This window comes from Sphingopyxis sp. Q841 (genome assembly GCF_052384365.1).
GTDB lineage: Bacteria > Pseudomonadota > Alphaproteobacteria > Sphingomonadales > Sphingomonadaceae > Sphingopyxis > Sphingopyxis terrae_A.
Window position 1 is genome coordinate 2026774 of sequence record NZ_JBQSUM010000001.1, and the last position, 22960, is coordinate 2049733.

The following is a 22960-nucleotide window of genomic DNA, read 5'->3' on the forward strand; positions in this document are numbered from 1 at the left end:
CCCCCAATGAAACCGCAATCGAAGACATTGTTCGTCGCCGCCGGCAGCGTGCTGTTGACCTTGATCGCCTGCGCCGCCCCTGCGCAGCCGACCGCGGCCTCGGCCCAGGAGAGCAGCGCGATCCGCTGGGATGTCTCGCAGCCCGACGACGGCGACGGCGATCCGCGCCTGCAGCTTCGCGCCAAGCAATCAACCAGCAGTGTCGCTCTCGACGGTGCCCGCGCGGAATTTTCCGCGGCGCGGGACACGCTGGGCGGCGGGCGCGGCCCGGTCAGCTTCAGCGTGGTGCACGCGGCGGGCCGCCTCGATTGCACGGGCAGTCTGCACGCAGCCTATGAGGGCGAGGGACAATGCCGCTTTGCGCCCGATGCCGGCTTCGCGACCGCGCTGGAGAGCCGCGGTGTCGGCACGCCGACGCGCAAGGAACAACTCGCCATGTTGATGGTCGATGCGACGGTGGAACTGGCCGACGGCCTGATCGACGCGGGGCTTCGTCCGCACACCGGCGAACTTGTCGCGGCGGCAGCGTTGAAGGTGACGCCCGCCTATGTCCGCGACCTCCAATCGGGCGCGCTTCGGCTCACCTCGATCAACGATGCGATCGCGTGCAAGGCGCTGGGCGTCGACCGCGACTATGTGCGCGGGCTGGCAGCGGCCGGATATGCAAAGCTGACCTCCGACCAGGTGATCAGCATGAAGGCGTTGGGAATTACCCCCGACTATGCGCGCTCGATGAATGCGGCAGCCGGAGGCACGCAGTGATGCGGATGACGAGCGCAATGGCGCTGGCGGCCGCCCTTGCCGCATCGATGTCGGCGACGACTGCGTGCGCGCAGGATGCGGCGGTCGACAGCGCAGCCCCGCCGCCGGTCCCGGCTCCGGCCGCCGCTCCGGCGAGTGGCGGCAGCGCGCGGCAGGTCTTCACCCCCGCCGACTTCGTCCGCTACGCGCCCAAGAACGCCTATGACATGCTCAATCAGGTTCCGGGCTTTTCGATCCGCGACAATGAACAGCTCCGCGGGCTCGGGCAGGCGACAGGCAATGTCCTGTTCAACGGCGAGCGTCCCTCGACGAAGTCGGACGATATGGTGACATTGCTGTCGCGCATTCCCGCCGGGAATGTCGAACGCATCGAAATCGTCGACGGCGCCTCGCTCGATATCCCCGGTCTATCGGGTCAGGTGGCCAATATCGTTTATCGCGCCGACGATTTTTCGGGTCAATTTGCGTGGAAGCCCGAGTTTCGCGCTCATTATGCGCATCCGCTCTACACGCGCGGCGACATTTCGGTCCGCGGCCGCAAGGGAGCGATCGAATATGAACTGGGTCTCTATAACAATGATTCGGCGCGCAGTTCCGCGGGTGGGCCGACGATCATCACCGACGGCGACGGCAACATCATCGAGCGCCGCCACGATGTCTGGCGCAGTCCCTATGACACGCCCAAGCTTTCAGGGCGGCTGACCTGGGACGGCCCCGCCGATACGGTAGGCCATCTGGGCGCCCATTATCAGCGCATCTACAATCCCTATGTCGAATTCGGACGCCGGACGCGCGATGGCGCCCCCGACGAATATCGCACCGTTCGCGAAAATCCGAACAGCTGGAATTACGAAGTCAACGGCGATTATCAGTTCGGGGTTGGCCCCGGAAAGCTGAAGCTGATCGGGCTGCGCCGCTTCAGCCACGAACCCTATTCGCAGGAAGTAATTACCAGCTTTTCGGACGGATCGCCCGCGGTCGGCGATCGCTTCACCCAGACGGGCGATATCGGCGAGACGATCGCGCGCGGCGAATATCAGTGGAAGATGCTGGGGGGCGATTGGGAGTTGTCGGGGGAGGCGGCGTTCAACACGCTCGACAATGTTGCGGCGCTTTATACGCTCGATCCGACGGGGGCTTTCGTCGAGCTTCCGTTCCCGGGCGGTACCGGCGGCGTGAAGGAGGATCGCTACGAAAGCCTGTTGAGCTTTGGCCGCAAGATCACCGACAAGCTGAACGTGCAGATCGTTGCGGGCGCCGAGCGATCAACGATCACGCAAAGCGGCGCGAACGGCCTGACCCGCAGCTTCTTCCGACCGAAGGGATCGCTGTCGATCGCCTGGGCACCGGCGCCCGATTTCGACATGTCGCTCAAGATCCGGCGCCGCGTGCTGCAGTTGAGCTTCTACGATTTCCTCGCGCGCGCCTTCCTGAACGACGACAACCAGAATGGCAGCAACACCGATCTGCGGCCGCAGCAGGACTGGAGCTATGAACTGGAAGTCAACAAGCGGTTCGGGGCGTGGGGATCGACAAAGCTGTTCTTCGTGTACCGCGATGTCGAAGACCGGGTCGACGTGATCCCGATCGGCGATGGCGAAGGCGTCGGCAATATTGCCAAGGCGCGCGCCGGCGCGATCGACTGGACCTCGACGATCAATCTCGATCCGGCCGGCATCAAGGGCATGAAGATCGAAACCCGGCTGCTACTTCAGAAAAGCTCGCTGCGCGACCCCTTCACCGGCGAGACGCGCCAGTGGAACGGCTTCACCGACCGGGTCGTCGAGCTGAGTCTGCGCCACGATATTCCCGGTAGCGACTGGGCCTGGGGCGCAAGCGCCAACCATTCGCATTACCAGCCGGTCTATCGCCGCAACCAGATCGACACCGCGTGGGAAGGGCCTGTGTTCGCCAACATCTTTGTCGAGAACAAGGATGTGTTCGGTCTGACGGTCCGTGCGACGGTGGCGAACATCCTCAATGCAAGGTCGAAGCGCGACCGCACGGTATGGACGGGATTGCGCGGCGAAAGCCCGATTGCCTTCGTCGAAAAGCGCGACCGGTTGATCGGGCCGATCTTCGCTTTCTCGGTTCGCGGGAAATTCTAGGCCGCGTAGGCGTCGATCGCGGCGAGATGACGCGCCTTGGCGTCGTCATCGAGGAAGGCGCCGAGAAAACTGTTGCGGGCGAGCGTGACAAGCTCGTCCCGCGACAGATCGAGCGCATCGGCGACGACGGTGTAGTTGGCGTTCACATAGCCGCCGAAATAGCTTGGGTCGTCGCTGTTCACGGTAGCAAGAAGCCCGGCATCCAGCATCGTCTTGAGGGGATGCGCGGTCATGTCGTCGACGACGCAAAGCTTGAGATTGGAAAGCGGGCACACGGTCAGGCACATCGCGTCATCGGCGAGCCGCGCGACAAGGGCTTCGTCCTCGAGGCTGCGATTGCCGTGGTCGATGCGATCGACGCCCAGCAGATCGAGCGCTTCGTGCACATATTCAGGCGGCCCCTCCTCGCCCGCATGGGCGACGAGGCGCAGGCCGAGGTTGCGGGCGCGGGCGAAGACGCGCTGGAACTTGGCGGGCGGGTGGCCGACTTCGGACGAATCGAGACCGACTCCGTCGATCCGGTCGAGCCATGGGCGCGCTTCGTCGAGCGTCGCCTCGGCCTCCTCCTCGCTGAGATGGCGCAGAAAGCACATGATGAGCCGCGAGCTCATGTCATAACGGGCCTGCGCATCGTCGAGCGCGCGGGTGATACCGCCGATGACGGTCGCGAAGGGGATGCCGCGCGCAGTGTGGCCCTGGGGATCGAAGAAGATCTCGCTGTGGCGAACGCCATCGGCATGCGCGCGCGCGAGATAGGCGGCCGTCAGGTCATAGAAATCCTGTTCAGTCTGCAGGACGCCCATCCCCTGATAATAGATGTCGAGAAAATCCTGCAGGTTCGAAAAGGCATAGGCCGCGCGGACATCATCGATCGTCGCAAACGGGATGGCGATGCCGTTGCGCCGCGCGAGTTCGAACATCAGTTCGGGTTCGAGCGATCCTTCGATATGCAGGTGCAACTCCGCCTTCGGGAGCGCGGCGATGAAGGCCGCCCGGTCTGCGGGGGTGGCAAAATCGTCAGCCATGCGGCGTCTCCGTTTCTTCGCGCAGGATGATCGCCGCCTCGGGTTTGTGGCGGCGTATTTCGTCGATCGTCAGCCCGTCGATTTCGTGCGGGAAGATCAGCCATTGGTCGGTTTCATGGACGAAGAAATCGGGTTTGAGATCGGTGACGTTGCGGCGCGGTTTGTAATAGACGGTCGCGATCCGGATATCGCGCGGCATATTGTGGCGGCATCGCGCCCTGAGTTCGGCGAGAAAGGCTCGAATGCTGCGACCGCTATCGAAAACATCGTCGATGATGAGCAGCCGGTCCTCGGGATCGAGTGTATCGATCAGATAGCCGAGCGCGAAGACCTTCACCTGCGTGTCCTGGCGGTCGATGCCGTGATAGGATGAGGTGCGGATCGCGATATGGTCGCTGTGAACGCCGTGATATTCCAGCAATTCCTGGACCGCGATGCCGACGGGCGCCCCGCCGCGCCAGATGCCGACGAGATGTGTCGGCGCAAAACCGCTGTCGATCACCTGCATCCCGAGCCGCAACGAATCGGCAAGAAGGTCGTTGGCGCTGATGTAGATCTTGTCGGTGGTCATGGGCCGGAGTTATACGCAGGCGAAGCGCCGGGCAAGGCGCGGCGACGGGGCGTCTTCTCTCTCTACCGACCGCCCGGCCGCCTCGCAGCCAAGATGCTATTTGCGGGTAGCGGCGGTCTGGTCGCGCAGCGCCTTGAACTCGCTGCCGCTCTTCCAGCCGGGCCATTTGCCCGAGCGCGCGAGCTCGTCGCCGATCGTGTAGAAGAGCGCGATATCCTGCGCGGCGCCTGCCAAGTTCCAGCTTTCATCCCATGCGTCGCAAGCTTGATGGTAACAGCGGCCGGTATAGTCATCGACCCATTTCTGCCCTGCTTCCTTGCCGCCTTCGACAAGGTCGGACACGCCGGCGATGCCCATGAGCAGCAACACGGGGACGCCGCGCTTGGCCATGCTGAAATGATCGGCGCGGAAGAAGAGGCCGCGTTCGGGAAGGCTTTCGGGCGATACGGTGCGGCCCTGCATCGCGGCGACGCGGGCGAGATCATCCTCGAGCGTGCCCTGGCCCTTGCCGACGAGAATGACGTCCTTTGACTTGCCTGCCGTCTGAAGAATGTCGATGCCAAGGTTCGCGACCGTCTTTTCAACCGGATAGACGGGCGCCTGTGCATAGGCCTCAGACCCGAGAAGGCCGCGCTCTTCGGCGGTCCAGAAGGCGAAAAGCAGCGTGCGATCGGTGGGCGGTGCGGCCTTGAAACCGCGTGCGATTTCGATCAGCGCCGCAACGCCGAGCGCGTCGTCGTTCGCACCGGCGCGGTAGATGCGGCCCTTTTCGTCGGGCTTGCCCTCGCCATAGGCATCCCAATGCGCGCCATACATCACGACCTCGTCAGCACGGTCGGTGCCCGAGATTTTGGCGAGAACATTCTGACTGCGCACGACCTCATGCGTGACCGGAATCGACGCCCGAAAGCCGGTGCCGAGGTCGACGGGACGAAAATCCTTGCGCCGGGCCGCAATGCGCAGCTTTGCGAGATCCTGACCGGCTGATGCAAACAGCCGGGTCGAGGCCTCGCCCGAAATCCAGCCCTGAAGCGCAAGGCTGGTCGCCTTTTCGGGTGGTACGACGAGGCTGTAGTTTTCGCCGCCGGGGCTTTTCACGACGTTCCAGCCATAGCCTGCGCCGTCGGTGTCGTGGACGATCAGCGCCGCGATGGCGCCGCGGCGGGCCGCTTCTTCGAACTTGTAGGTCCAGCGGCCATAGTAGGTCATCGTGCGGCCGCCGAATTTGCCGAAGCTGTCTTCGCCCTTCGTCGCGACGAAATCGGGGTCGTTGACCAGAAAGACCGCGACCTTGCCCTTGAGGTCGACGCCCTTGAAGTCGTCCCAGCCGCGTTCGGGCGCGTGGACGCCATAGCCGACGAAAACCATCGGCGCATCGGCGATCGCCGCCACATCCTTGTCCTGCTGGCTCGACACATAGATGTCGGTGCCGAGGGTGAGCGGGGTGGCGCTGCCCTGCCGGTCGAAGGCGAGCGCGGTCGGGGTGCCGAGGCGCGTATGGAGCAGCGGCACCGGCTGCGTCCATTCGCCGTTCGGGCCGGCGGGTTCGAGTCCGAGCGCCTGAAGCCGGCCGATCAGATAGCCGACGGTACGCTCTTCGCCGACCGTTCCGGGGGCGCGGCCCTGAAACTGGTCCGACGCGAGGGTGCGGACAGTCTCGGTCAGATTGGCGGTGCTGATATCCTGCGCAAGCGCGGGGACGGCAAAGGCGGCAGCGAGCAGGGCGGCGAGAGGGCGCAGAAACATCAGGGGAGCGGGCTCCGTTGGTTGGGGAAGCGCCGACCCTAGCAGGATGCGCGGCAATTGGAACCGCCGTAGAGCGGCGGGGGCGAGAGGCGCCCACCTGTCCGACCAAGCAAGTCTCGCGCGGGCGCCAGCCCGCGCTCAATCCTTGGCGGCCGGCGTCCACCCCTTCTTGTATTTTTCGAACCAGGCGAGGATCGCCGATGCCTTTGCGGCAGCCTGCGACGGGCGGGCTGCGATGCCGCCGTGGCTGGCGCCCGGCACCTTGACCAGCACCGTCGGGATGCCGCGCAGACGCAGCGCGGTATAATATTGCTCCGACTCGCTGACCGGGGTGCGATAATCCTCGCTGCCGACGACGACCATGGTCGGGGTCTTGACGTTGCCGACCAGCGACAGCGGCGAATGGCTCCAGAACGGCGTCTGATCCTCCCACGGCATCGCGCCGATCCAGTAACGGCCGAAGAAGGCGGGACCGTCGGCAGTGAGCGCCTGCGTCGTCCAGTTGATCACAGGCTTTTGGGCTACCGCGGCCTTGAAGCGGTCGGTCTTGCCGACGATCCAGCTCGTCAGCACGCCGCCCCCAGACCCGCCGGTGACGAAGAGCGCGTCGGGGTCGGCGATGCCGAGGTCGATCGCGCGATCGACGATGCTCATCAGGTCGAAATAATCATTGCCGGGATAATTTTTGTCGATCGCATTGGCGAAGGCCGCGCCATAGCTGGTCGAGCCGCGCGGGTTTGCCGAGAGGACGGCATAGCCCGCCGCGGCATAAAGCTGGTTATCGGTCGAAAAATGCGGCCCATAAGCGGCGAACGGCCCGCCATGGATTTCGAGGATCAGCGGTACGCGCTGCCCCTCGCGATAGCCCGGCGGCAGGGTGAGCCAGCCGTCGATCGACAGCCCCTCGACGCTCGACGTGGCGGTGATCTTGCGCACCTCGCCCAGCGCCTTCACCTCGCGCAGCGTGCGGTTGAGGTTGGTGAGGACGCGCGTTTTGCCGCCGGCCGCCAGTTCGACTTCGGCCGGCCGCGCCGGGCCGCCGCCGGTGAAGGCGATCGCGTCATTGTCGGCGACCGAAAAGCTGCCTCCCGAATAGGGCCGGTCGAGTCCGCTGCTCGTCAATCCGCTGGCGACGGTGCGGACCGATCCGTCGAGGCCGATGCGTGCCACTTTGGTTTCGCCATGCTCGTCATATTGGGCATAGAGGCCCCGCCCGTCGGCGTCCCACGCGAGGCCGTCGACGCTGAAATCCCAGTCGGGGGCGATGCGGCGGCTGTTCGATCCGTCGCGGTTCATCACGTAGAGGCCGGTGTTTTCATAGGCGCGCAGCCGGTCGTCGAAACCGAGATAGGCGATCATCCGACCGTCGGGCGATACCAGCGGATTGGCATCGGGGCCCTTGCGCGTCGTGAGCTGAGTGATCGAGCCGCTTGCGACGTCGAGCGCATAGATGTTGCTTTCGAGCGGATCGCTTTCCCAGTCGGGGCGGCGGTCGGCGCTGAAATAGAGCATCGCGCCGTCGCGCGACCAGCTGAGCGGACCGCCGTCATGATAGGGGCCGAAGGTCAGCTGGCGCGGCGCGCCGCCGGTCGCCGAGACAAGGAAGATCTTTTCGAACCCCGGTTCGATATAGCCCTGGCCGTCGGCGCGGTAGGTGAGCAGGTCGTGGACCTCCAGCGGCGCGGCCCATTTGGCGCCTTCGGGCTTGTTCGCGGGGGCCTTGCCGAACCGCGGCGCATCGTCCTTGACGAGCATCGTATAGGCGATCGACCGGCCATCGGGCGACCAGGTGATGCTCGACGGGCTGGTCGGCAGGCCGGTGAGCTTTACCGCCTCGCCTCCGTCCATCCAGCGCACCCAGAGCTGGACGCTGCCGCCCTCGGTCGATGCATAGGCAAGCCGCTTGCCGTCGGGCGACCAGCGCGGCGAAAAGGCATCACCGCCGCGTCCCGCAGCGGGGACTTCGGCGCCGGTCTGGGTGTCGACCAGCCAGATCGTGCTGACCGCGCGGTCGGACATGATGTCGTTCGCGCGGCGGACATAGGCGATGTGGCGCCCGTCCGGGCTGATCTGCGGGTCCGATGCGGCGGCGAGGCCGAAAAGATCCTCACCGGTGAACCGGCGCTGCGGCCCGGTCTGTGCGCTGCCGGTTGCGTCATCCGGCGCGGAGGCGGTTGCGGCGGGAGCGCTCGCGTGCTCGGAAACGGCGCCTTGCTGCGCGTGAAGCGGCTGCGCTGCGAGGGTGAGAAGGCTCGCGCCGAGCAAGGCGAGTTTGCGCATAATATGGGTGCCCCTTTTTCCGGTGGATGGTTGAGGGTGTAACCATCTGGCGCGGCGCGTCAATCGAGCGGGTGGGAAAGGGATGGTGGGTTGTGATTTTCTCCTCCCCTCCCGCCTGCAGGAGGGGAAATCAGCGCGCGACCTTGGCGCCATCTTCTGGTCGGACAAGCTAATAGCCATATAGGTTATTTTCTATTGATATTACCACGCTCTTATGGCACGAGGCCACATCATGAAGAACTGCGTTTGGGGCTGGCACCCTTCGATGCGGGAGGGGCGTTCCGGCCCTTTGTTTTGGGAGACGGGTGGCAGGCCAAGTCCGGCTCGCAGTCAGATGGACATTTTTCTGGCATCGCTGGCAGAATCGTCGAATGTCGCGGCGTCGGCGCGGGTGACGGGAATCTTGCGCGATCCGTTAAGCAACAAGCCTTTCGTGCATTTCTATGCAACCAAAAGGGTGGGCGGTGCGATCATCGATTCGAACGCCATCAAGCTGTTTAAGTTCGCCGCCAGCTAAAGCGGCTGGTGCGCGAGGGCGCCCGGTCCCGGCTCCCTTCCCTTTCGGGACGGGCCGGGCGCCTACCGGCCGGCATTCCACTCCAAAATCAGGTCAATATTCGACAGGATGGTCCTGCCATGCCGACCCCCTTTTTCGCCGATATGGTGCGCGCGCTGTGCAACGAGGGCGGGACCGGCTCGCTGACGCCGAGCGGCGCGGTGCCCGGCCAACGCCGGTTCGCGGGCGCCGAGCCTGTCGCTAGATGTTTCCCTTATACGATTGCCGGCGCGGCGGGGCGATCGCGGGGGCGCTGCGCGGCGGTGCCGACGGCCGGGCGATGGCGGGGGCGCGGGTCGAACGGACGCGAACGCGCTTCGGGCGCGACGGCGGCTGGCGGCACGAGATGGCGCTGCGATGCCGCTGCCTGTTTGGGGATGGTTAGGGTAGGGAATAATCAAGTGCGGCGGGGATGGGATGGAAGCGGAGCCTTGAAGCGTCCGCTGTCCTCCCCTCCCGCAAAGGGGGAGCGGCAGTGAGCGTTGCGAGCTTGCTCGCTAGCCGCAGCGCAGTGGGTATATTCAAAGTCGCAAGCCCACCCCCAACCGCTCCCGCCTGCCGGAGGGTGGCAGAAATTCCGCAACCGGCCGAGACCCGTCGGGTCGTTCACCACCGCATGGCGGGTGATGGCCGGACGGTCCGAATTGGTCCGCCCGCCTCGTCCCGCGTCTAGTCGGCGGGCATTGTCTTGGTTTCGGTATAATCCTTGAACTTGTCGATGAAGGTCGCGTGGTAATCCTCGACCTGCGAATCCGCGTCTTCGGCCGCTTCGGCGGCAGTGTCGCCATCGGCGCGATCGAGCGCGACTATTGCGCTGCGGAACGCATCGCGTTCGGTGCCGCACGTTTCCTTGAGCGCGAGTTCATATTCGGCTTCGCCCATCTTTGCCTCGAGCGACTTCTTCATGTGATCGCGCAGGCATTTGGTGAAGACCGCACGCGAATTGTCGACGGCGGCGGCGGGCGACGGCGCCATGGCAGCGAGAAGAATGGAAAAAACAAGCATCCTGCGACTCCCCAGTTTGCGGATGATTATGTGCGAAGAGATGTAGACGATGGCTATTAAAAATGGGAGCGCCTTTCTGCTGCAGATCGGCGACGGCGCAAGGTGGCATCGAACTGGTCGATGTGCCGGTGCCATCGGCGGCGCGAGCGCTGCGGCCGCTGTCGCCGGTGCATGGATATGCGTGTGCGGCTGCCGATGGCGCGATCGAGGCGCATAGGGTGCGGCGTAGCCGCGCCAGTAACGGCTGGCGCGGTCAGGTCGATCCGCCCGGCGAGGGCCGCGAGCTGTGGCAGACGATGCTGGTGCCCTTGATGCCGGGGCTCGGCCCGTGGGATTGCACTGGATCCCAGCTGGTCCTGGATGCCGCGCTGCTGGCAGCAATACCGGCGGGAAGCGCGCTTTTGTTCAACAGGTCGGTGATTTCCGCCTTTCCCCGCCGCCGTTGATGGGCCGCTGGCAACCCCGCGCGAAGCCCCTGCCGCGGGCAATTGCTGGATCGTGGATGGAGCCGCGACCGGTGCATGGGCCAGCGAGGCGGGTCGGCTGGCGCTCTGGACCGCAGGCGGATGGCGAATTGTCGCGCCCTTGTCCGGGATGCGTGTCAGACGGATCAGCGACGGTGCCGCGTTACGTTTCGGCGGCTCCAAATGGACTCTACCCATCGCTATTGCGAATCCCGATGGGGGCACGACGATCGGCCTGGAAGCGCGTGCGGCAATAGACGCGCTGCTTGCGCTTATGGTGGCGCATGGTATTATGATCGCTGACTGATTTTGCTTCTGTTCGCGCAGAAAGTGCGACTTTTTGGCAACAGATTGTCGATTTGTTTACTTGCGTGGAACCAAAGGCACGAGTAGGACGTCTGTCGAGACGTAATCTCAATTGAAAGGGGAATCCATTATGAGGAAGCTTGCCGTCGCTGTGGCGTTGGCCTCCACTGCCCTTGCGTCGCCTGCTATGGCGCGCGACAACTCGTGGTATGTTGGTGTCGGTGGTGGTGTCATGATCGTCGAGGACATCGACCTCGATATCGGCACCGTCGCTAATGCGGGAACGCTCGATCATCGTACCGGTTATGATTTCGAAGGCACTGTCGGTTATGACTTCGGCGGTTTCCGCGCTGAAGTCGAAGTCGGCTATCGTGAAGCCGACATCACCGGTGGTCGTTTTTCAACTCCCGGGATTCCGGCGAGTTCGACGGGCGGGCTCTTCACCGGCAATACGCCGCTGAATGGCGACTCGAACGCGTTGAGCTTCATGGCCAATGGTATGTTCGACTTCGGTGACGACGATGGCCTGCAGGGCTTCGTCGGCGGCGGTGCGGGTGTTGCACGCGTTTCGGTTCAGCCGGTCTTCGCAACCAACTTCCTCGACGATTCCGACACGCGCTTCGCGTGGCAGGCAATCGCCGGTGTTCGCGCGCCGCTGACCAAGCATTGGGATGCCGGTCTGAAGTATCGCTTCTTCAATGTCAGCGATCTGAAGATGGTCGACCAGCTTGGCCGCGACGTTTCGGGTCGTTTCCGTTCGCACTCGCTGCTCGGAACGCTGACCTACAACTTCGGTGGCGCAGAAGCTCCGCCGCCGCCGCCGCCGGCTCCGCCGCCGCCGCCGCCGCCGCCGCCGCCGGCTCCGCCGCCGCCGCCGCCGCCGCCGCCGGTTTGCGAACCCGGACCGTATATCGTGTACTTCGACTGGGATCAGTCGGCGATCACGCCGGAAGCGGCTGCAACGCTGGACAACGCGATCAGCGCTTACAACCGTGGCTGCAGTGGCCAGCAGGTCATGCTCGCCGGTCACGCTGACCGTTCGGGTTCGGCCAAGTACAACGTCGGTCTGTCGCAGCGTCGCGCCGATGCCGTGAAGTCGTACATGACGGCTCGTGGTGTCGCCGATGGCTCGATCACGACGCAGGCGTTCGGCGAAACCCGCCCGGCCGTTGCAACCGCCGATGGCGTCCGCAACGACCAGAACCGTCGCGTGGAAATCACTTACGGTCCAAACTCGGGCATGTAAGACCGGTTTCCATCCCCGACGGGGATTGGACGAAAAAGAAGGGCGGTACCGCAAGGTGCCGCCCTTTCTTTATTTGGGCTCTTCGATGACACCTGCGGCTGATGGCGGGGCTTGCCGGGGCGACGACGCAGAATTTGAGCCTTGCTCCTCAGGATAAATGATATATCATATCTGTGAGGCGCCTCGATGAACGGGTTTGCCTCGGACAAGGCGGGCGCGCTGGCACGCGAGGATGAAATGTTGGCGCTCCCGATGGACAGGGAGAGACAGAATGCGTCGACGCCGCAGCATCTTTCGCGCCGATCCGAACGGCAGCCCCGACATCAACACCACGCCGCTGATCGACGTCATGCTCGTAATGCTGGTGATGTTCGTCATCACCATTCCGCCGCCGACGCACAAGGTCGATGTCACGCTGCCCGCCGGTCCGGCGCCTTTCGAAGTTCGCGACCAAAATCGCGTCAGCATCGACACCAGCGACATCATTCGCTGGAACGGCAACGCCGTCGACCTCGCCGAACTGGGCCAACTGGTGAAGGCAGCGTCCGAGCGGGCGGTTCCGGCAACGCTGCTGTTCGAACCCGACGCGCAGGCGCGCTATCTGCGGGTCGATCAGGCCATCGGCGCGATTCGTCGCAACGGGGGCAGCAAGATCGCGTTTCCCGGCATTCAGCGGTACGGCGGTCTGGTCTGACTTACAGCCCCCTGCGCGGGTATCCGATGTCGGGCGCGCCGGTCAGGCGGCCGGCGCTGTGCCGGGGCGTAGATGTTGCATCATATAGCCGGCATAATCGGCCTTGCCGAGCGGTACCCCAAGATGACGCATGACGGCATAGGCCGCGACGACGTGGAAGTAGAATTGCGGCAGCGCCCAGTCGCGAACATAGGTCGCGGCGGTAAGGTCGAAGACCATGCCGTTGGGCAGATCGAAGCTGACCGGTCGATCATCGTCCTCGCCGAGCGACGCGGGGTCGATCGTATCGAGAAAAGTCAGCGTGCGCGCGATCTGATCCTGCATTTCCGCAAAGTCCGCGGCGTCATCGGGGAAATCGGGGCCGCCCGATGCGCCGAGCCGGGCAAGCCCGCTGACGGCCTGGCCGCAGGCGAAACGGATCTGCGTCGGCAAGGGAAACATGTCGGGGGCCAGCCGGCCGGCGGCGAATTGCAGCTCACCCACGGCATTGTCGGAACCCCATGTTTGCGCCTTTGCAAGCTGCGCCGAGAGCGCGCCGAGCGCATTGACGTAGGCGGGAACGGTCAGATCATAGAGCGACATCGCTATTTCTCCATCACGGCTGCCTGATCGGCGGCAAGATTATCCTGGAACTGCAGGCGCGCGAGCCGTGCATAGAGCCCGTCGGCGGCGACGAGATCGTCGTGGCGACCTTCCTCGACGATACGGCCTTCGTCCATCACGATGATGCGATCGGCGGCGCGGACGGTCGCGAGGCGGTGCGCGATGACGACGGTGGTGCGGTCGTGCATCAGCGCCTCGAGCGCATCCTGAACGAGTTTTTCGGACTCGGCGTCAAGCGCCGAGGTGGCCTCGTCGAGTAGCAGCAGCGGCGCGCGGCGGAGCAGCGCGCGGGCGATTGCAACACGCTGACGCTGGCCGCCCGACAGGCGGGCGCCCCCTTCGCCCATGAAAGTATCAAGGCCATCGGGAAGCTTGCGCAGAAATTCTTCCGCATTGGCCGCGCGCGCGGCGGCCCATAGCTCGTCGTCGGTGGCCAGCCAGTTGCCATAGCGCAGATTGTCGCGCGCCGACGCCGCGAATATCACCGTTTCCTGCGGCACCATCGCGATCCGGGCGCGCAGGTCGGCGGGGTCGAGCTCGGGCAGCGCGACGCCGTCGAGGCGGATTTCGCCGCCTTGCGGATCGTAGAAGCGCTCGGCGAGCTGGAAGAGCGTCGATTTGCCGGCACCCGAGGGGCCCACGATCGCGACCGTTTCGCGCGCGCGAATGGATAGGCTGAAATCGTGCAGCGCGGGCGCGTCGGGGCGCGTCGGGTAGCGGAATTCGACATGATCAAATTCGAGCGTACCGGTCGCGGTCTCCGGCAGAGCGCGAGGGGCCGGCGGCGGGGCAATGCTCGGCTCGGCGATCAGCAGTTCATTGAGGCGTTCGGCGGCACCGGCCGCGCGAAGCAGATCGCCATAGACTTCGGTCAGCGCGCCGAACGCACCCGCGACAAGGCCGCCGGTCAGGACGAAGGCGGCAATGGTGCCGCCCGTGATCGTGCCCGCGGCCACGCCTTCGGCCCCATACCAGAGCAAGGTGGTGATGGCTCCGAACAGCAGCCCGATAACAATCGCGGTCATCGTGGCGCGGAGCCGGATGCGGCGCTTGGCGGTGGCGAAATTGGCTTCGACGGCGCTGGTGAAGCGTTCGGCCTCGCGCGTTTCCTGCCCGAAGGCCTGGACGATCTTCATCGCGCCGAGCTGTTCGGCCGTGGTCGCACCGATGTCGGCGACGCGATCCTGACTTGAGCGCGAGACGTTTTGCAGGCGGCGCCCGAGCAGCACGATCGGCATGATGATGATCGGGATGCCGAGCAGAATCCCGCCCGTAAGTTTCGGCGAGAGCGAGAAGAGATAGGCAATCCCGCCGATCCCCATAACGGTATTGCGCAGTGCGACCGAAACCGTGGTTCCGACGGTCTGTTCGATGATCGCCGTGTCCGCCGTCATGCGCGAGGCGATTTCTGAGGGGCGGTTTTCTTCGAAGAAGCCGGGGGCCAGGCGCAGAAGGTTACGCTGCACCGCCTCGCGGATATCGGCGACGGTGCGTTCGCCGAGCCAGCTCACGAAATAGAAGCGGAGCGCCGTCGCAATCGCGAGGATGAGAACGATCACGTAGAAGAACCGGAAATGCGGGCTGACATCGCCGCCGCCGGCGACGAAGCCCGAATCGATCATCTCCTTGAATTGATAGGGGATCGCGAGCGTTGCGATCGCCGCGATGCCGAGCGCGATCGCCGCGATCAGCAGCTGGAGCGGATAGCGGCTGGCATGATGCCAGACCATGCGCAGGCTCGATAGCTTGCGGGGTGGGTTCGGTTTATCGGATTTGGTCGCCATTGATCATCGCCCTAGCAGCCGCGCCGATGCCGCTCAACGATGCAGAATGGCGATCTGCTTCAAGGACCATGAAGCCAGGCTGCGTAAAGGGAGCGCGGGGCCGGATTGCCCGCGTGCCCTGCGGCTCAGTGATTGTCGAGTTGCGCGCCGGCACCGCACGCAGGCCCGCCTGCGTGATGCGATAGGGCATGCCGCTGCGCGAAGCGATGAAGCCGCGGCGGCGGAAGGTGCTCGAACAGGCCGAGGCCGCCGCTGTCCCGGAATATTATCCATCAGGCGCCGCGCAATGATTTTGATGCATTGCACAATGGCGATGTTGCCCTAGACTGTGCTCCAACAGGGATGCCGGAAGAGCGCCCGACCGGACGCAAGGAATTCAGATTATGCTGTACCACGCTTTTGACATGCAGCGCAGCTGGCTCGCGGGCGCGAGCGCATTGGCGACCGCGGGCGCGCAGGTCATCCAGCATCCCGCCAATCCGCTCGGCTATTTCAGCGCGAGCCCGATGTTCGCCTCGGCGCTCGAGGTCTTTGCACACGCCTCGGCGCCGCGCGGCAAACCGGGGTTCGAACTGTACGAGACGCTCGTCGATGGCGAGACGCTGCGCGTCGATGAAGCGATCGAGGCGCGCAAGCCCTTCGGCCAGCTCAAGCATTTCCGGCACGCGGCAAGCGCCGGCAAGCCCAAGCTGCTGATCGTCGCGCCGATGTCGGGCCATTATGCGACGCTGCTTCGCGGCACGGTCGAGCGGATGATCCCCGACCATGATGTGTGGATCACCGACTGGCGCGATGCCCGCAATGTCCCGCTCGAAGCGGGCAAATTCGATCTCGATGACTATATCGACTATCTGATCGGCTGGCTCGAGCATATCGGGCCGGGTGCGCATATGCTCGCCGTGTGCCAGCCTTCGGTTCCGAGCCTCGCCGCCGCAGCTGTCATGGCGGCCGACAAGCACAAGTGCCGCCCGCGCACGCTGACGATGATGGGCGGGCCGATCGACACGCGCAAGGCGCCGACCGCGGTGAACCAGCATGCGACGACGCGGCCTTATGCATGGTTCCAGGAAAATGTGATCGCAACGGTTCCGGCCTGGTATCCGGGCGCCGGGCGCCGCGTCTATCCTGGCTTCCTGCAGCTTGCCGGCTTCATGTCGATGAACCTTGGCAATCACATGATGAGCCATTGGGAAATGTTCAAGCATCTGGTCGACGGTGATGGCGAGAGTGCGGACAAGACCAAGGAATTCTATGACGAATATCGCGCCGTCTGCGACATGACCGCCGAATTCTATCTCCAGACGGTCGATGCGGTTTTCCAGCGCCACCTGTTGCCCAAGCGCGAATTCGAGCATCGCGGCAAGATCGTCGACCTTGGCAAGATCGACGATATTGCGCTGCTCGCGATCGAAGGCGAGCGTGACGATATTTCGGGGATCGGCCAGACCAAGGCGGCGCTGACCCTCGCCACCGAACTGCCGACCGCCAAGAAGAAATATCTGATGGCAAAAGGCGTCGGCCACTACGGCATCTTCAACGGCCGCAAGTGGCGGGAAGAGATTGCACCGGTCGTCGAAAAATGGATTCGCGCCAACGGCGGCTGACAGGATGCCCGCTCGCCCGATTCCCGTGATCGGGCGGCGGCGGACCGGAATCACGCGCCTTTCACGCAAAAGGGAGCATTGTCTTCGCCCATGCTTGGCGAAGCGGGACCGGCGCCCTACATGGAGCGCTCATGCCGCCTGACACCGCTTCTTCCGCCAGCCCGCGCAGCGAGCCGCCGATCCTGGCGACGCTGCGGCGCTTCCTGCCCTATCTTTGGCCGGCGGGGCATCGCGAGCACAAGTTGCGCATTATCGGGGCCGGGCTGCTGGTGCTGGCGTCAAAGGCGGTGCAACTGTCGATGGGCTTCGTCTATGGCGCGGCGATCAACCGTATGGCGCCGGGGATGCAGGAAGGCATCGCGCTGACCATCGGGCTGGTCGTCGCCTATGCCGGCGCGCGCTTTGCCGGGGTGCTGTTCGACAATCTGCGCAATGTTGTTTTCGAACGCGTCGGGCAGGATGCGACGCGCGAACTCGCGATCGCCACCTTCACTCACCTGCATGCACTGTCGCTGCGTTTCCACCTCGCGCGGCGGACGGGTGAGGTGACCAAGGTGATCGAGCGCGGAACCAAGAGCATCGACACCATGCTCTATTTCCTGCTGTTCAATATCGCGCCGACAATCATCGAACTGACCGCGGTCATCGTCATCTTCTGGACCAAATTCAGCCTCGGCCTTGCCGCGGCGACTGCGCTGATGGTCGTCGTCTACATCGCCTTCACGCGCAAGGTGACCGACTGGCGCACCGCGCTCAGGATGCGAATGAACGACCTCGACACGCTGACCGTCGGGCGCAGCGTCGACAGCCTGCTCAATTACGAGACGGTCAAATATTTCGGCGCCGAGGGGCGCGAGACGGCGCGCTACCGCGAGGTTGCGGGCCAATATGCGAGCGCCGCGGTCAAAAGCGAGAACAGCCTCGCCTGGCTCAATATCGGGCAGAGCTTCATCACCAATGCCGCCATGGCGGGGGCGATGGGCTACACGGTGTGGGGCTGGTCGCGCGGCATCTTCGCGGTCGGCGACGTGGTGCTCGTCAACACGCTGCTCGCGCAGCTTTTCCGCCCGCTCGACATGCTCGGCATGGTCTATCGCACGATCCGCCAGGGGCTGATCGACATGGAGGCGATGTTCCGCCTGATCGACACGCCGAGCGAGATCACCGACGCGCCGGGCGCCCCCGCGCTGCACGTCGCGGGCGGTGCCGTGGCGTTCGAGAATGTCGTCTTCGGCTATGAGGCCGACCGCACCATTTTGAACGGCGTCAGCTTTGCGCTGGGCGCAGGCGAGACGCTGGCTATTGTCGGCCCTTCGGGCGCGGGCAAATCGACGATCGCGCGGCTGCTCTTCCGCTTCTACGATCCGCAGGGCGGCCGCATCCTGATCGACGGGCAGGACATCCGCGCGGTAACGCAGCAGAGCCTGCGCGCCGCAATCGGGATCGTCCCGCAGGATACGGTGCTGTTCAACGACAGCATCGGATATAATATCGCCTATGGCCGCGCCGATGCGCGCGTCGAAGAGATCGCCGAGGCCGCGAAGGGCGCGGCGATCGACGGCTTTATCGCTATGCTGCCGCAGGGCTATGAGACCGAAGTCGGCGAGCGCGGGCTCAAATTGTCGGGCGGCGAGAAGCAGCGCGTCGCGATCGCGCGCACCCTGCTCAAGAATCCGCCGGTCCTGATCCTCGACGAAGCGACGAGCGCTCTCGACAGCCGGACCGAGGCGGCGATTCAGGACACGCTCGAACGGATCGCCGAACGGCGCACGACGCTGGTGATCGCGCATCGCCTGTCGACCGTCACGAGCGCCGACCGCATCATCGTTCTCGATCGCGGCCGCGTCGCCGAAACGGGGACTCACGACCAACTGCTCGCGATGCGCGGCCTCTACGCCGACATGTGGGCGCGTCAGCAGGCCGAAAAGGAAGAGGGCACGGTTTAGGCTGGGAGGATGGAAGTCGGGCGCATGCTTTCGAACGGGAGGGGAATTTCTGGTCTATCCTGATCGGTTCGCATCGAGCTCTTCGAGGGCCTTGGCAGGCGCTCAGGACCAACTACGGCCTTTGGCCGAGGTCGAGATGCTCCTCGGGCCAGGCGTCGCGCCGATGGGTGTCTCGGCTTCGCTCGACACGAACGCGATAATAGGTTCAACGGCTAGCGACCGATTGTGGACATCGCGTCCTACAGCGCGTCTGTCGTTCTGCGCACACACACCCGACGCAAATGTTCCTTCTCATCGAAAAGCCATACCGCTTGGACCGATGTCGTGAGGACCCCGTATTCCGCCACAACAGAATCTCGCGTTATGCCGCCTGCGGTCTGGCATCCGTTACCAAAATAATGAGGCTTACCTTTCGCAAAGGTGCGGTTATCGTGCACCTTAAGCCTCCAGCCATTGGTTTTCGCGGCCTCGTCTAGCTTCTTGGCAGACGAACCGATTGGGACAATCTTGAGCAATCTTTCCCTTGTGGCGTCATTTCCACCCCAAACAAGTGCGGGGCCGCAACCAGCCAGCCAAGGCAGGACCAATATCCCAATAAGATTCCGCCACATTGGGAAACCCTATGCGGAGGGCATTGGCTTCGCAATCGAAACGTCCGCTCCCCATCCCAAAGCGGCCTTCCCTGCACGCGACCAAGCCCTAAAATGCAACAGAATCGCTTGAGTTGCTTGACCATGCGCATTCGCGGCTTTTACGCTGCCCTATGCCGCATGACACAAGCTTGATCGGAACCGTCGTCGCGGGCCTTGTGGTCGCATTTCTGATGGGTGCGCTGGCGCATCGGCTGCGCATTTCGCCAATTGCGGGCTATCTGCTGGCGGGCGTTCTTGTCGGGCCGTTCACGCCGGGTTTCGTCGCCGACACTGGGCTGGCGCTCCAGCTTGCGGAGATTGGCGTGATCCTGCTCATGTTCGGGGTGGGCCTTCATTTCTCGCTCAAGGATCTCTTGTCGGTGCGCCGGATCGCGGTGCCCGGAGCGATCGTGCAGATTGCTGCTGCGACCGCGCTGGGGACCGCGCTGGGTCTGTGGCTCGGCTGGTCGTTCGCCGGCAGCCTGATCTTCGGTCTGGCGCTGTCGGTGGCGAGTACCGTTGTTCTGCTGCGCGCCCTCCAGGCGCGCGACATGGTCGAGACCGAAAAGGGGCGGATCGCGGTCGGCTGGCTGATCGTCGAGGATCTGGCAATGGTGCTGGCGCTCGTCCTGCTTCCCGCGATGTTCGGCGCGCGCGGCGACGAGGGCGGCGCGGGGGACAGCGCCGCCTTGCTTCAGTCGGCAGGGATCGTCTTTCTGAAGGTTGCGGGTTTTGTCGCGATGATGCTCGTCCTCGGGCGCCGTATCCTGCCGTGGGTACTGCACTGGGTCGCCCATTCTGGCTCGCGCGAGCTGTTCCGGCTCGCGGTACTGGCGACCGCGCTCGGGGTCGCCTTCGGTGCTGCGGTGATCTTCGATGTCAGCTTTGCGCTGGGCGCCTTTTTTGCCGGAATGATTCTGGGCGAGACGCAGCTTTCGCGGCGCGCTGCCGAGGAAACGCTGCCGCTGCGCGACGCCTTTGCGGTCCTCTTCTTCGTCTCGGTCGGCATGTTGTTCGACCCTTGGGTGCTGATCGAGCATCCGGTACCGGTGCTCGCGACCGTTGCGATCATCATCGTGGGCAAATCGCTCGCGGCCTTTGCCATCGTGCGCGCCTTCGGTCATTCGACGCAGACCGCGCTGACGATCTCGGTCAGCCTGGCGCAGATCGGCGAATTCTCCTTCATCCTCGCCGGGCTGGGGGTGGGGCTCAAGGTCATGCCCGACATGGCGCGCGACCTAATCCTGGCGGGGTCGATTCTGTCGATCCTGTTCAACCCGATCTTCTTCACGCTCGTCGTTCGCCGTGTGCGCGCCGAGCATTTTCCCGATATTGCCGAAGAAGCGGCCGCGTTGCCCGCGGCTGAGCCGTCACGCACCGTGCTGATCGGCTTCGGCCGCGTCGGCAGCCATATCGGTTCCCTGCTCTGTTCGCGCGGCGAGGCGCTGGTGGTGATAGAAGATCAGAAGGATATGGCCGCCGCCGCCCGCGCCGCGGGGGCGACGGTGATCGTCGGCGACGCGACCAAGGAAAGCGTTCTGCGCCAAGCGAAGATCGACACCGCCGCGACGCTGCTGATCGCCATCCCTGAAGGCGTCGAGGCGGGCGCGATCGTGCGGCGCGCGCGGGCGATCAACCCACAGCTGGTCATCGTAGCGCGAGCCCATTCGGACGAGGAGGTGGGCGATCTCGTCCGCCGCGGCGCCGACCATGTGGTGATGGCGGAACGCGAAACCGCGACGCGGATGGCCGAACGCGCGATGCTGGCCAGAGCCTGAGCGCCGGCAAAGGCGCGGTTGGGGTTTCCCTCGATCCCGATCTTCCCTATCGCCCCGAGCGATGTCTCCCGACGCTCTTCTCCCCCTGCTCAAATCCACATTCGGTTTCGACGCCTTTCGCGGGCGACAGGCCGATGTCGTTGCGCGGGTGATGGCGGGCGCGCATACGCTGGCGGTGATGCCGACGGGCGCGGGCAAGTCGCTGACCTACCAGCTTCCAGCTGTGGCCCTCGACGGCTGTGTCGTCGTCGTATCGCCGCTGATCGCGCTGATGCACGATCAGCTGCGCGGTGCGCGTGCGGCGGGGATTCGCGCCGCCAGTCTCACCAGCGTCGATGCCGATTTCGCCGACACGCGTCAGGCCTATCGCGACGGACAGCTCGACCTCCTCTACATCGCGCCCGAACGGGCAACGGGGGAGGGGTTTCGGTCGCTGGTGGCGGCGCGTGCGCCCGCGCTGTTCGCGATCGACGAAGCGCATTGTGTTTCGGAATGGGGGCATGATTTCCGCCCCGACTATCGCCTGCTCCGCCCGCTGCTCGACGCCTTTCCAGCGGTGCCGCGGCTCGCGCTGACCGCGACGGCCGACAAGCACACGCGCGAGGATATATTGGTCCAGCTCGGCATCCCCGCCGAAGGGCTGATTCTCGCGGGGTTCGACCGACCGAACATTCGCTATCGCATCGCGCCGCGCGGCGCGCCGGCAAAACAGCTTACCGAATTCATCGCCGCCAATCCGGGACCCGGGATCGTCTATTGTCCGACGCGCGACGGGACCGAACGGATGGCCGCGAAGCTCGCCGCCGCCACCGGGCGCAGCGTCGCGGCCTATCATGCCGGACTCGATCCCGAACGGCGCGCGCGGGTGCAGCATGATTTCGTCGCTTCGGAAGATGGCATCGTCACCGCGACGGTCGCCTTCGGCATGGGGATCGACAAGCCCGACGTGCGCTTCGTTGCGCATGCCGGGCTGCCGAAATCGATCGAGAGCTATTATCAGGAGACCGGGCGCGCGGGACGCGACGGCGATCCCGCCGAGGCGTTGATGCTGTGGGGCGCCGAAGATTTCGCGCGGGCGCGGATGCGGCTGGGCGATCTGCCCGAAGAGCGGCTGGCGGGCGAGCGCGTCCGGCTCAATGCGCTCGCGGCGCTGGTCGAGACGGTCGAGTGCCGCCGCGCGCTGCTGCTGCGCCACTTCGGCGAAAACCCGCCGCTGCGCTGCGGCAATTGCGACAATTGCATCGACCCGCCGAAGCAGGTCGATGCGACGGTGCTGGCGCAGAAGCTTTTGTCGGCGGTCTATCGAACCGGGCAAAGCTATGGCGCGGGGCATGTCGAGGCGGTGCTCACCGGGCGGCGTGACGAGCGCATCGCCGCGCGCGGCCATGACAAATTGTCGGTGTTCGGCATCGTCGAGGGGGAGGATGCGCGGCTGATCAAACCGCTGGTGCGCAGCCTGATGGCGCGCGAGGCGCTGGCCGCGACCGAACATGGCGGGCTGATGTTCGGCCCCACCGGGCGCGCGGTGATGAAGGGCGAGGTGCCCGTACTGATGGCCGAGCCGCCCGCGCGCCGCCTGTCGCGCGCCGGGCGCGGCGACGGCGCGGCGGCGAACCCGGTCGGAGACCCGCTGTTCGATGCGCTGCGTGCGACGCGGCGCGATCTCGCGAGCGAGGCGGGCGTGCCGCCCTATGTGATCTTCCACGACGCGGTGCTGCGCGCGATGGCGAGCGAGCGTCCCGCCTCGCGCAGCGACCTTGCGTCAATTCCCGGCGTCGGCGCCAAGAAGCTCGAAGCGTGGGGCGATGCCTTTCTGGAGGTGATCCGGCGGTTCTAGGAAAGATCGTTAT

Annotated in this window: 19 protein-coding genes; 12 read left to right on the plus strand and 7 right to left on the minus strand. The window is 64.8% G+C overall.

What is annotated here, in order from left to right; all coding sequences use genetic code 11:
* Positions 1–6 precede the first annotated feature (6 nt).
* Positions 7–762, plus strand: a complete 756-nt coding sequence (locus tag ACT17R_RS10035; protein ID WP_186401242.1) for a hypothetical protein — start codon at positions 7–9, stop codon at positions 760–762.
* The gene (locus ACT17R_RS10040; RefSeq protein ID WP_062901116.1) at positions 762–2870 is read left to right on the plus strand and encodes a TonB-dependent receptor plug domain-containing protein; all 2109 of its coding nucleotides are present in this window, start codon (positions 762–764) and stop codon (positions 2868–2870) included. The genes ACT17R_RS10035 and ACT17R_RS10040 overlap by 1 nt, the downstream gene beginning before the upstream one ends.
* Here the strand turns inward: ACT17R_RS10040 and ACT17R_RS10045 are convergent.
* The 4 genes from ACT17R_RS10045 to ACT17R_RS10060 form a co-directional block, all read right to left on the minus strand.
* Positions 2867–3895, minus strand: a complete 1029-nt coding sequence (locus tag ACT17R_RS10045; protein ID WP_186401241.1) for an adenosine deaminase — start codon at positions 3893–3895, stop codon at positions 2867–2869. The genes ACT17R_RS10040 and ACT17R_RS10045 overlap by 4 nt on opposite strands.
* Positions 3888–4466 carry a phosphoribosyltransferase gene (locus ACT17R_RS10050; protein WP_186401240.1) on the minus strand — a complete coding sequence of 193 codons (579 nt, stop codon included), beginning with the start codon at positions 4464–4466 and terminating at the stop codon, positions 3888–3890. The genes ACT17R_RS10045 and ACT17R_RS10050 overlap by 8 nt, the downstream gene beginning before the upstream one ends.
* Before the next feature lie 96 nt (positions 4467–4562).
* On the minus strand, positions 4563–6212 hold the full coding sequence (locus ACT17R_RS10055; protein WP_186401239.1) for a M28 family metallopeptidase: 1650 nt from the start codon (positions 6210–6212) through the stop codon (positions 4563–4565).
* Positions 6213–6350: 138 nt separating this feature from the next.
* Complete coding sequence (locus ACT17R_RS10060; RefSeq protein WP_444809354.1) at positions 6351–8492, minus strand: S9 family peptidase; 2142 nt, start codon at positions 8490–8492, stop codon at positions 6351–6353.
* 265 nt (positions 8493–8757) lie between these two features.
* On the opposite strand from ACT17R_RS10060, the gene ACT17R_RS10065 reads away from it, so the two are divergent.
* Entirely contained in the window at positions 8758–9009 is a 252-nt protein-coding gene (locus tag ACT17R_RS10065; protein WP_444809402.1) for a phage major capsid protein, read from the plus strand.
* 244 nt (positions 9010–9253) lie between these two features.
* A complete protein-coding gene (locus tag ACT17R_RS10070; protein WP_263588168.1) occupies positions 9254–9433 on the plus strand; it encodes a hypothetical protein in 180 nt (59 codons plus the stop codon).
* A 284-nt stretch (positions 9434–9717) separates the two neighbouring features.
* Here the strand turns inward: ACT17R_RS10070 and ACT17R_RS10075 are convergent, their stop codons facing one another.
* Entirely contained in the window at positions 9718–10053 is a 336-nt protein-coding gene (locus ACT17R_RS10075) for a hypothetical protein (protein ID WP_062901109.1), read from the minus strand.
* A gap of 62 nt (positions 10054–10115) precedes the next feature.
* On the opposite strand from ACT17R_RS10075, the gene ACT17R_RS10080 reads away from it, so the two are divergent.
* From ACT17R_RS10080 to ACT17R_RS10095, 4 genes are all read left to right on the plus strand, one after another.
* Positions 10116–10499: a hypothetical protein gene (locus ACT17R_RS10080; RefSeq protein WP_217373055.1), complete on the plus strand. Its 384-nt coding sequence runs from the start codon at positions 10116–10118 to the stop codon at positions 10497–10499.
* 7 nt (positions 10500–10506) lie between these two features.
* Entirely contained in the window at positions 10507–10824 is a 318-nt protein-coding gene (locus tag ACT17R_RS10085) for a DUF2793 domain-containing protein (RefSeq protein WP_217373496.1), read from the plus strand.
* A 129-nt stretch (positions 10825–10953) separates the two neighbouring features.
* The gene (locus ACT17R_RS10090; protein ID WP_062901108.1) at positions 10954–12069 is read left to right on the plus strand and encodes an OmpA family protein; all 1116 of its coding nucleotides are present in this window, start codon (positions 10954–10956) and stop codon (positions 12067–12069) included.
* Positions 12070–12340: 271 nt separating this feature from the next.
* Positions 12341–12763, plus strand: a complete 423-nt coding sequence (locus ACT17R_RS10095; RefSeq protein ID WP_263588169.1) for an ExbD/TolR family protein — start codon at positions 12341–12343, stop codon at positions 12761–12763.
* 42 nt (positions 12764–12805) lie between these two features.
* On the opposite strand, the gene ACT17R_RS10100 is transcribed toward ACT17R_RS10095, so the two are convergent.
* Both ACT17R_RS10100 and ACT17R_RS10105 read right to left on the minus strand, forming a co-directional pair.
* On the minus strand, positions 12806–13345 hold the full coding sequence (locus ACT17R_RS10100) for a DUF1993 domain-containing protein (RefSeq protein WP_062901106.1): 540 nt from the start codon (positions 13343–13345) through the stop codon (positions 12806–12808).
* Positions 13346–13347: 2 nt separating this feature from the next.
* Positions 13348–15150, minus strand: coding sequence for an ABC transporter transmembrane domain-containing protein (locus tag ACT17R_RS10105; protein WP_062901105.1), 1803 nt, complete (start codon positions 15148–15150; stop codon positions 13348–13350).
* Positions 15151–15533: 383 nt separating this feature from the next.
* Here ACT17R_RS10105 and ACT17R_RS10110 point away from each other — a divergent pair, with 383 nt between their 5' ends.
* From ACT17R_RS10110 to recQ, 4 genes are all read left to right on the plus strand, one after another.
* Entirely contained in the window at positions 15534–16754 is a 1221-nt protein-coding gene (locus ACT17R_RS10110) for a polyhydroxyalkanoate depolymerase (protein WP_062901104.1), read from the plus strand.
* A 131-nt stretch (positions 16755–16885) separates the two neighbouring features.
* Positions 16886–18700, plus strand: coding sequence for an ABCB family ABC transporter ATP-binding protein/permease (locus ACT17R_RS10115; protein ID WP_444809355.1), 1815 nt, complete (start codon positions 16886–16888; stop codon positions 18698–18700).
* A gap of 763 nt (positions 18701–19463) precedes the next feature.
* Complete coding sequence (gene ybaL, locus ACT17R_RS10120; RefSeq protein ID WP_186401232.1) at positions 19464–21110, plus strand: YbaL family putative K(+) efflux transporter; 1647 nt, start codon at positions 19464–19466, stop codon at positions 21108–21110.
* A gap of 61 nt (positions 21111–21171) precedes the next feature.
* Positions 21172–22947 carry a DNA helicase RecQ gene (gene recQ / locus ACT17R_RS10125; protein WP_217373060.1) on the plus strand — a complete coding sequence of 592 codons (1776 nt, stop codon included), beginning with the start codon at positions 21172–21174 and terminating at the stop codon, positions 22945–22947.
* Positions 22948–22960 lie beyond the last annotated feature (13 nt).

Coding starts and splice junctions, on each gene's coding strand:
- ACT17R_RS10060 (WP_444809354.1), bottom strand. CDS start 8,492: ATGCGCAAACTCGCCTTGCTCGGCGCGAGCCTTCTCACCCTCGCAGCG.
- ACT17R_RS10035 (WP_186401242.1), top strand. CDS start 7: ATGAAACCGCAATCGAAGACATTGTTCGTCGCCGCCGGCAGCGTGCTG.
- ACT17R_RS10075 (WP_062901109.1), bottom strand. CDS start 10,053: ATGCTTGTTTTTTCCATTCTTCTCGCTGCCATGGCGCCGTCGCCCGCC.
- ACT17R_RS10115 (WP_444809355.1), top strand. CDS start 16,886: ATGCCGCCTGACACCGCTTCTTCCGCCAGCCCGCGCAGCGAGCCGCCG.
- ACT17R_RS10050 (WP_186401240.1), bottom strand. CDS start 4,466: ATGACCACCGACAAGATCTACATCAGCGCCAACGACCTTCTTGCCGAT.
- ybaL (WP_186401232.1), top strand. CDS start 19,464: ATGCCGCATGACACAAGCTTGATCGGAACCGTCGTCGCGGGCCTTGTG.
- ACT17R_RS10040 (WP_062901116.1), top strand. CDS start 762: ATGCGGATGACGAGCGCAATGGCGCTGGCGGCCGCCCTTGCCGCATCG.
- ACT17R_RS10070 (WP_263588168.1), top strand. CDS start 9,254: ATGTTTCCCTTATACGATTGCCGGCGCGGCGGGGCGATCGCGGGGGCG.
- ACT17R_RS10090 (WP_062901108.1), top strand. CDS start 10,954: ATGAGGAAGCTTGCCGTCGCTGTGGCGTTGGCCTCCACTGCCCTTGCG.
- ACT17R_RS10110 (WP_062901104.1), top strand. CDS start 15,534: ATGCTGTACCACGCTTTTGACATGCAGCGCAGCTGGCTCGCGGGCGCG.
- recQ (WP_217373060.1), top strand. CDS start 21,172: ATGTCTCCCGACGCTCTTCTCCCCCTGCTCAAATCCACATTCGGTTTC.
- ACT17R_RS10045 (WP_186401241.1), bottom strand. CDS start 3,895: ATGGCTGACGATTTTGCCACCCCCGCAGACCGGGCGGCCTTCATCGCC.
- ACT17R_RS10055 (WP_186401239.1), bottom strand. CDS start 6,212: ATGTTTCTGCGCCCTCTCGCCGCCCTGCTCGCTGCCGCCTTTGCCGTC.
- ACT17R_RS10080 (WP_217373055.1), top strand. CDS start 10,116: ATGGGAGCGCCTTTCTGCTGCAGATCGGCGACGGCGCAAGGTGGCATC.
- ACT17R_RS10065 (WP_444809402.1), top strand. CDS start 8,758: ATGCGGGAGGGGCGTTCCGGCCCTTTGTTTTGGGAGACGGGTGGCAGG.
- ACT17R_RS10100 (WP_062901106.1), bottom strand. CDS start 13,345: ATGTCGCTCTATGATCTGACCGTTCCCGCCTACGTCAATGCGCTCGGC.
- ACT17R_RS10095 (WP_263588169.1), top strand. CDS start 12,341: ATGCGTCGACGCCGCAGCATCTTTCGCGCCGATCCGAACGGCAGCCCC.
- ACT17R_RS10105 (WP_062901105.1), bottom strand. CDS start 15,150: ATGGCGACCAAATCCGATAAACCGAACCCACCCCGCAAGCTATCGAGC.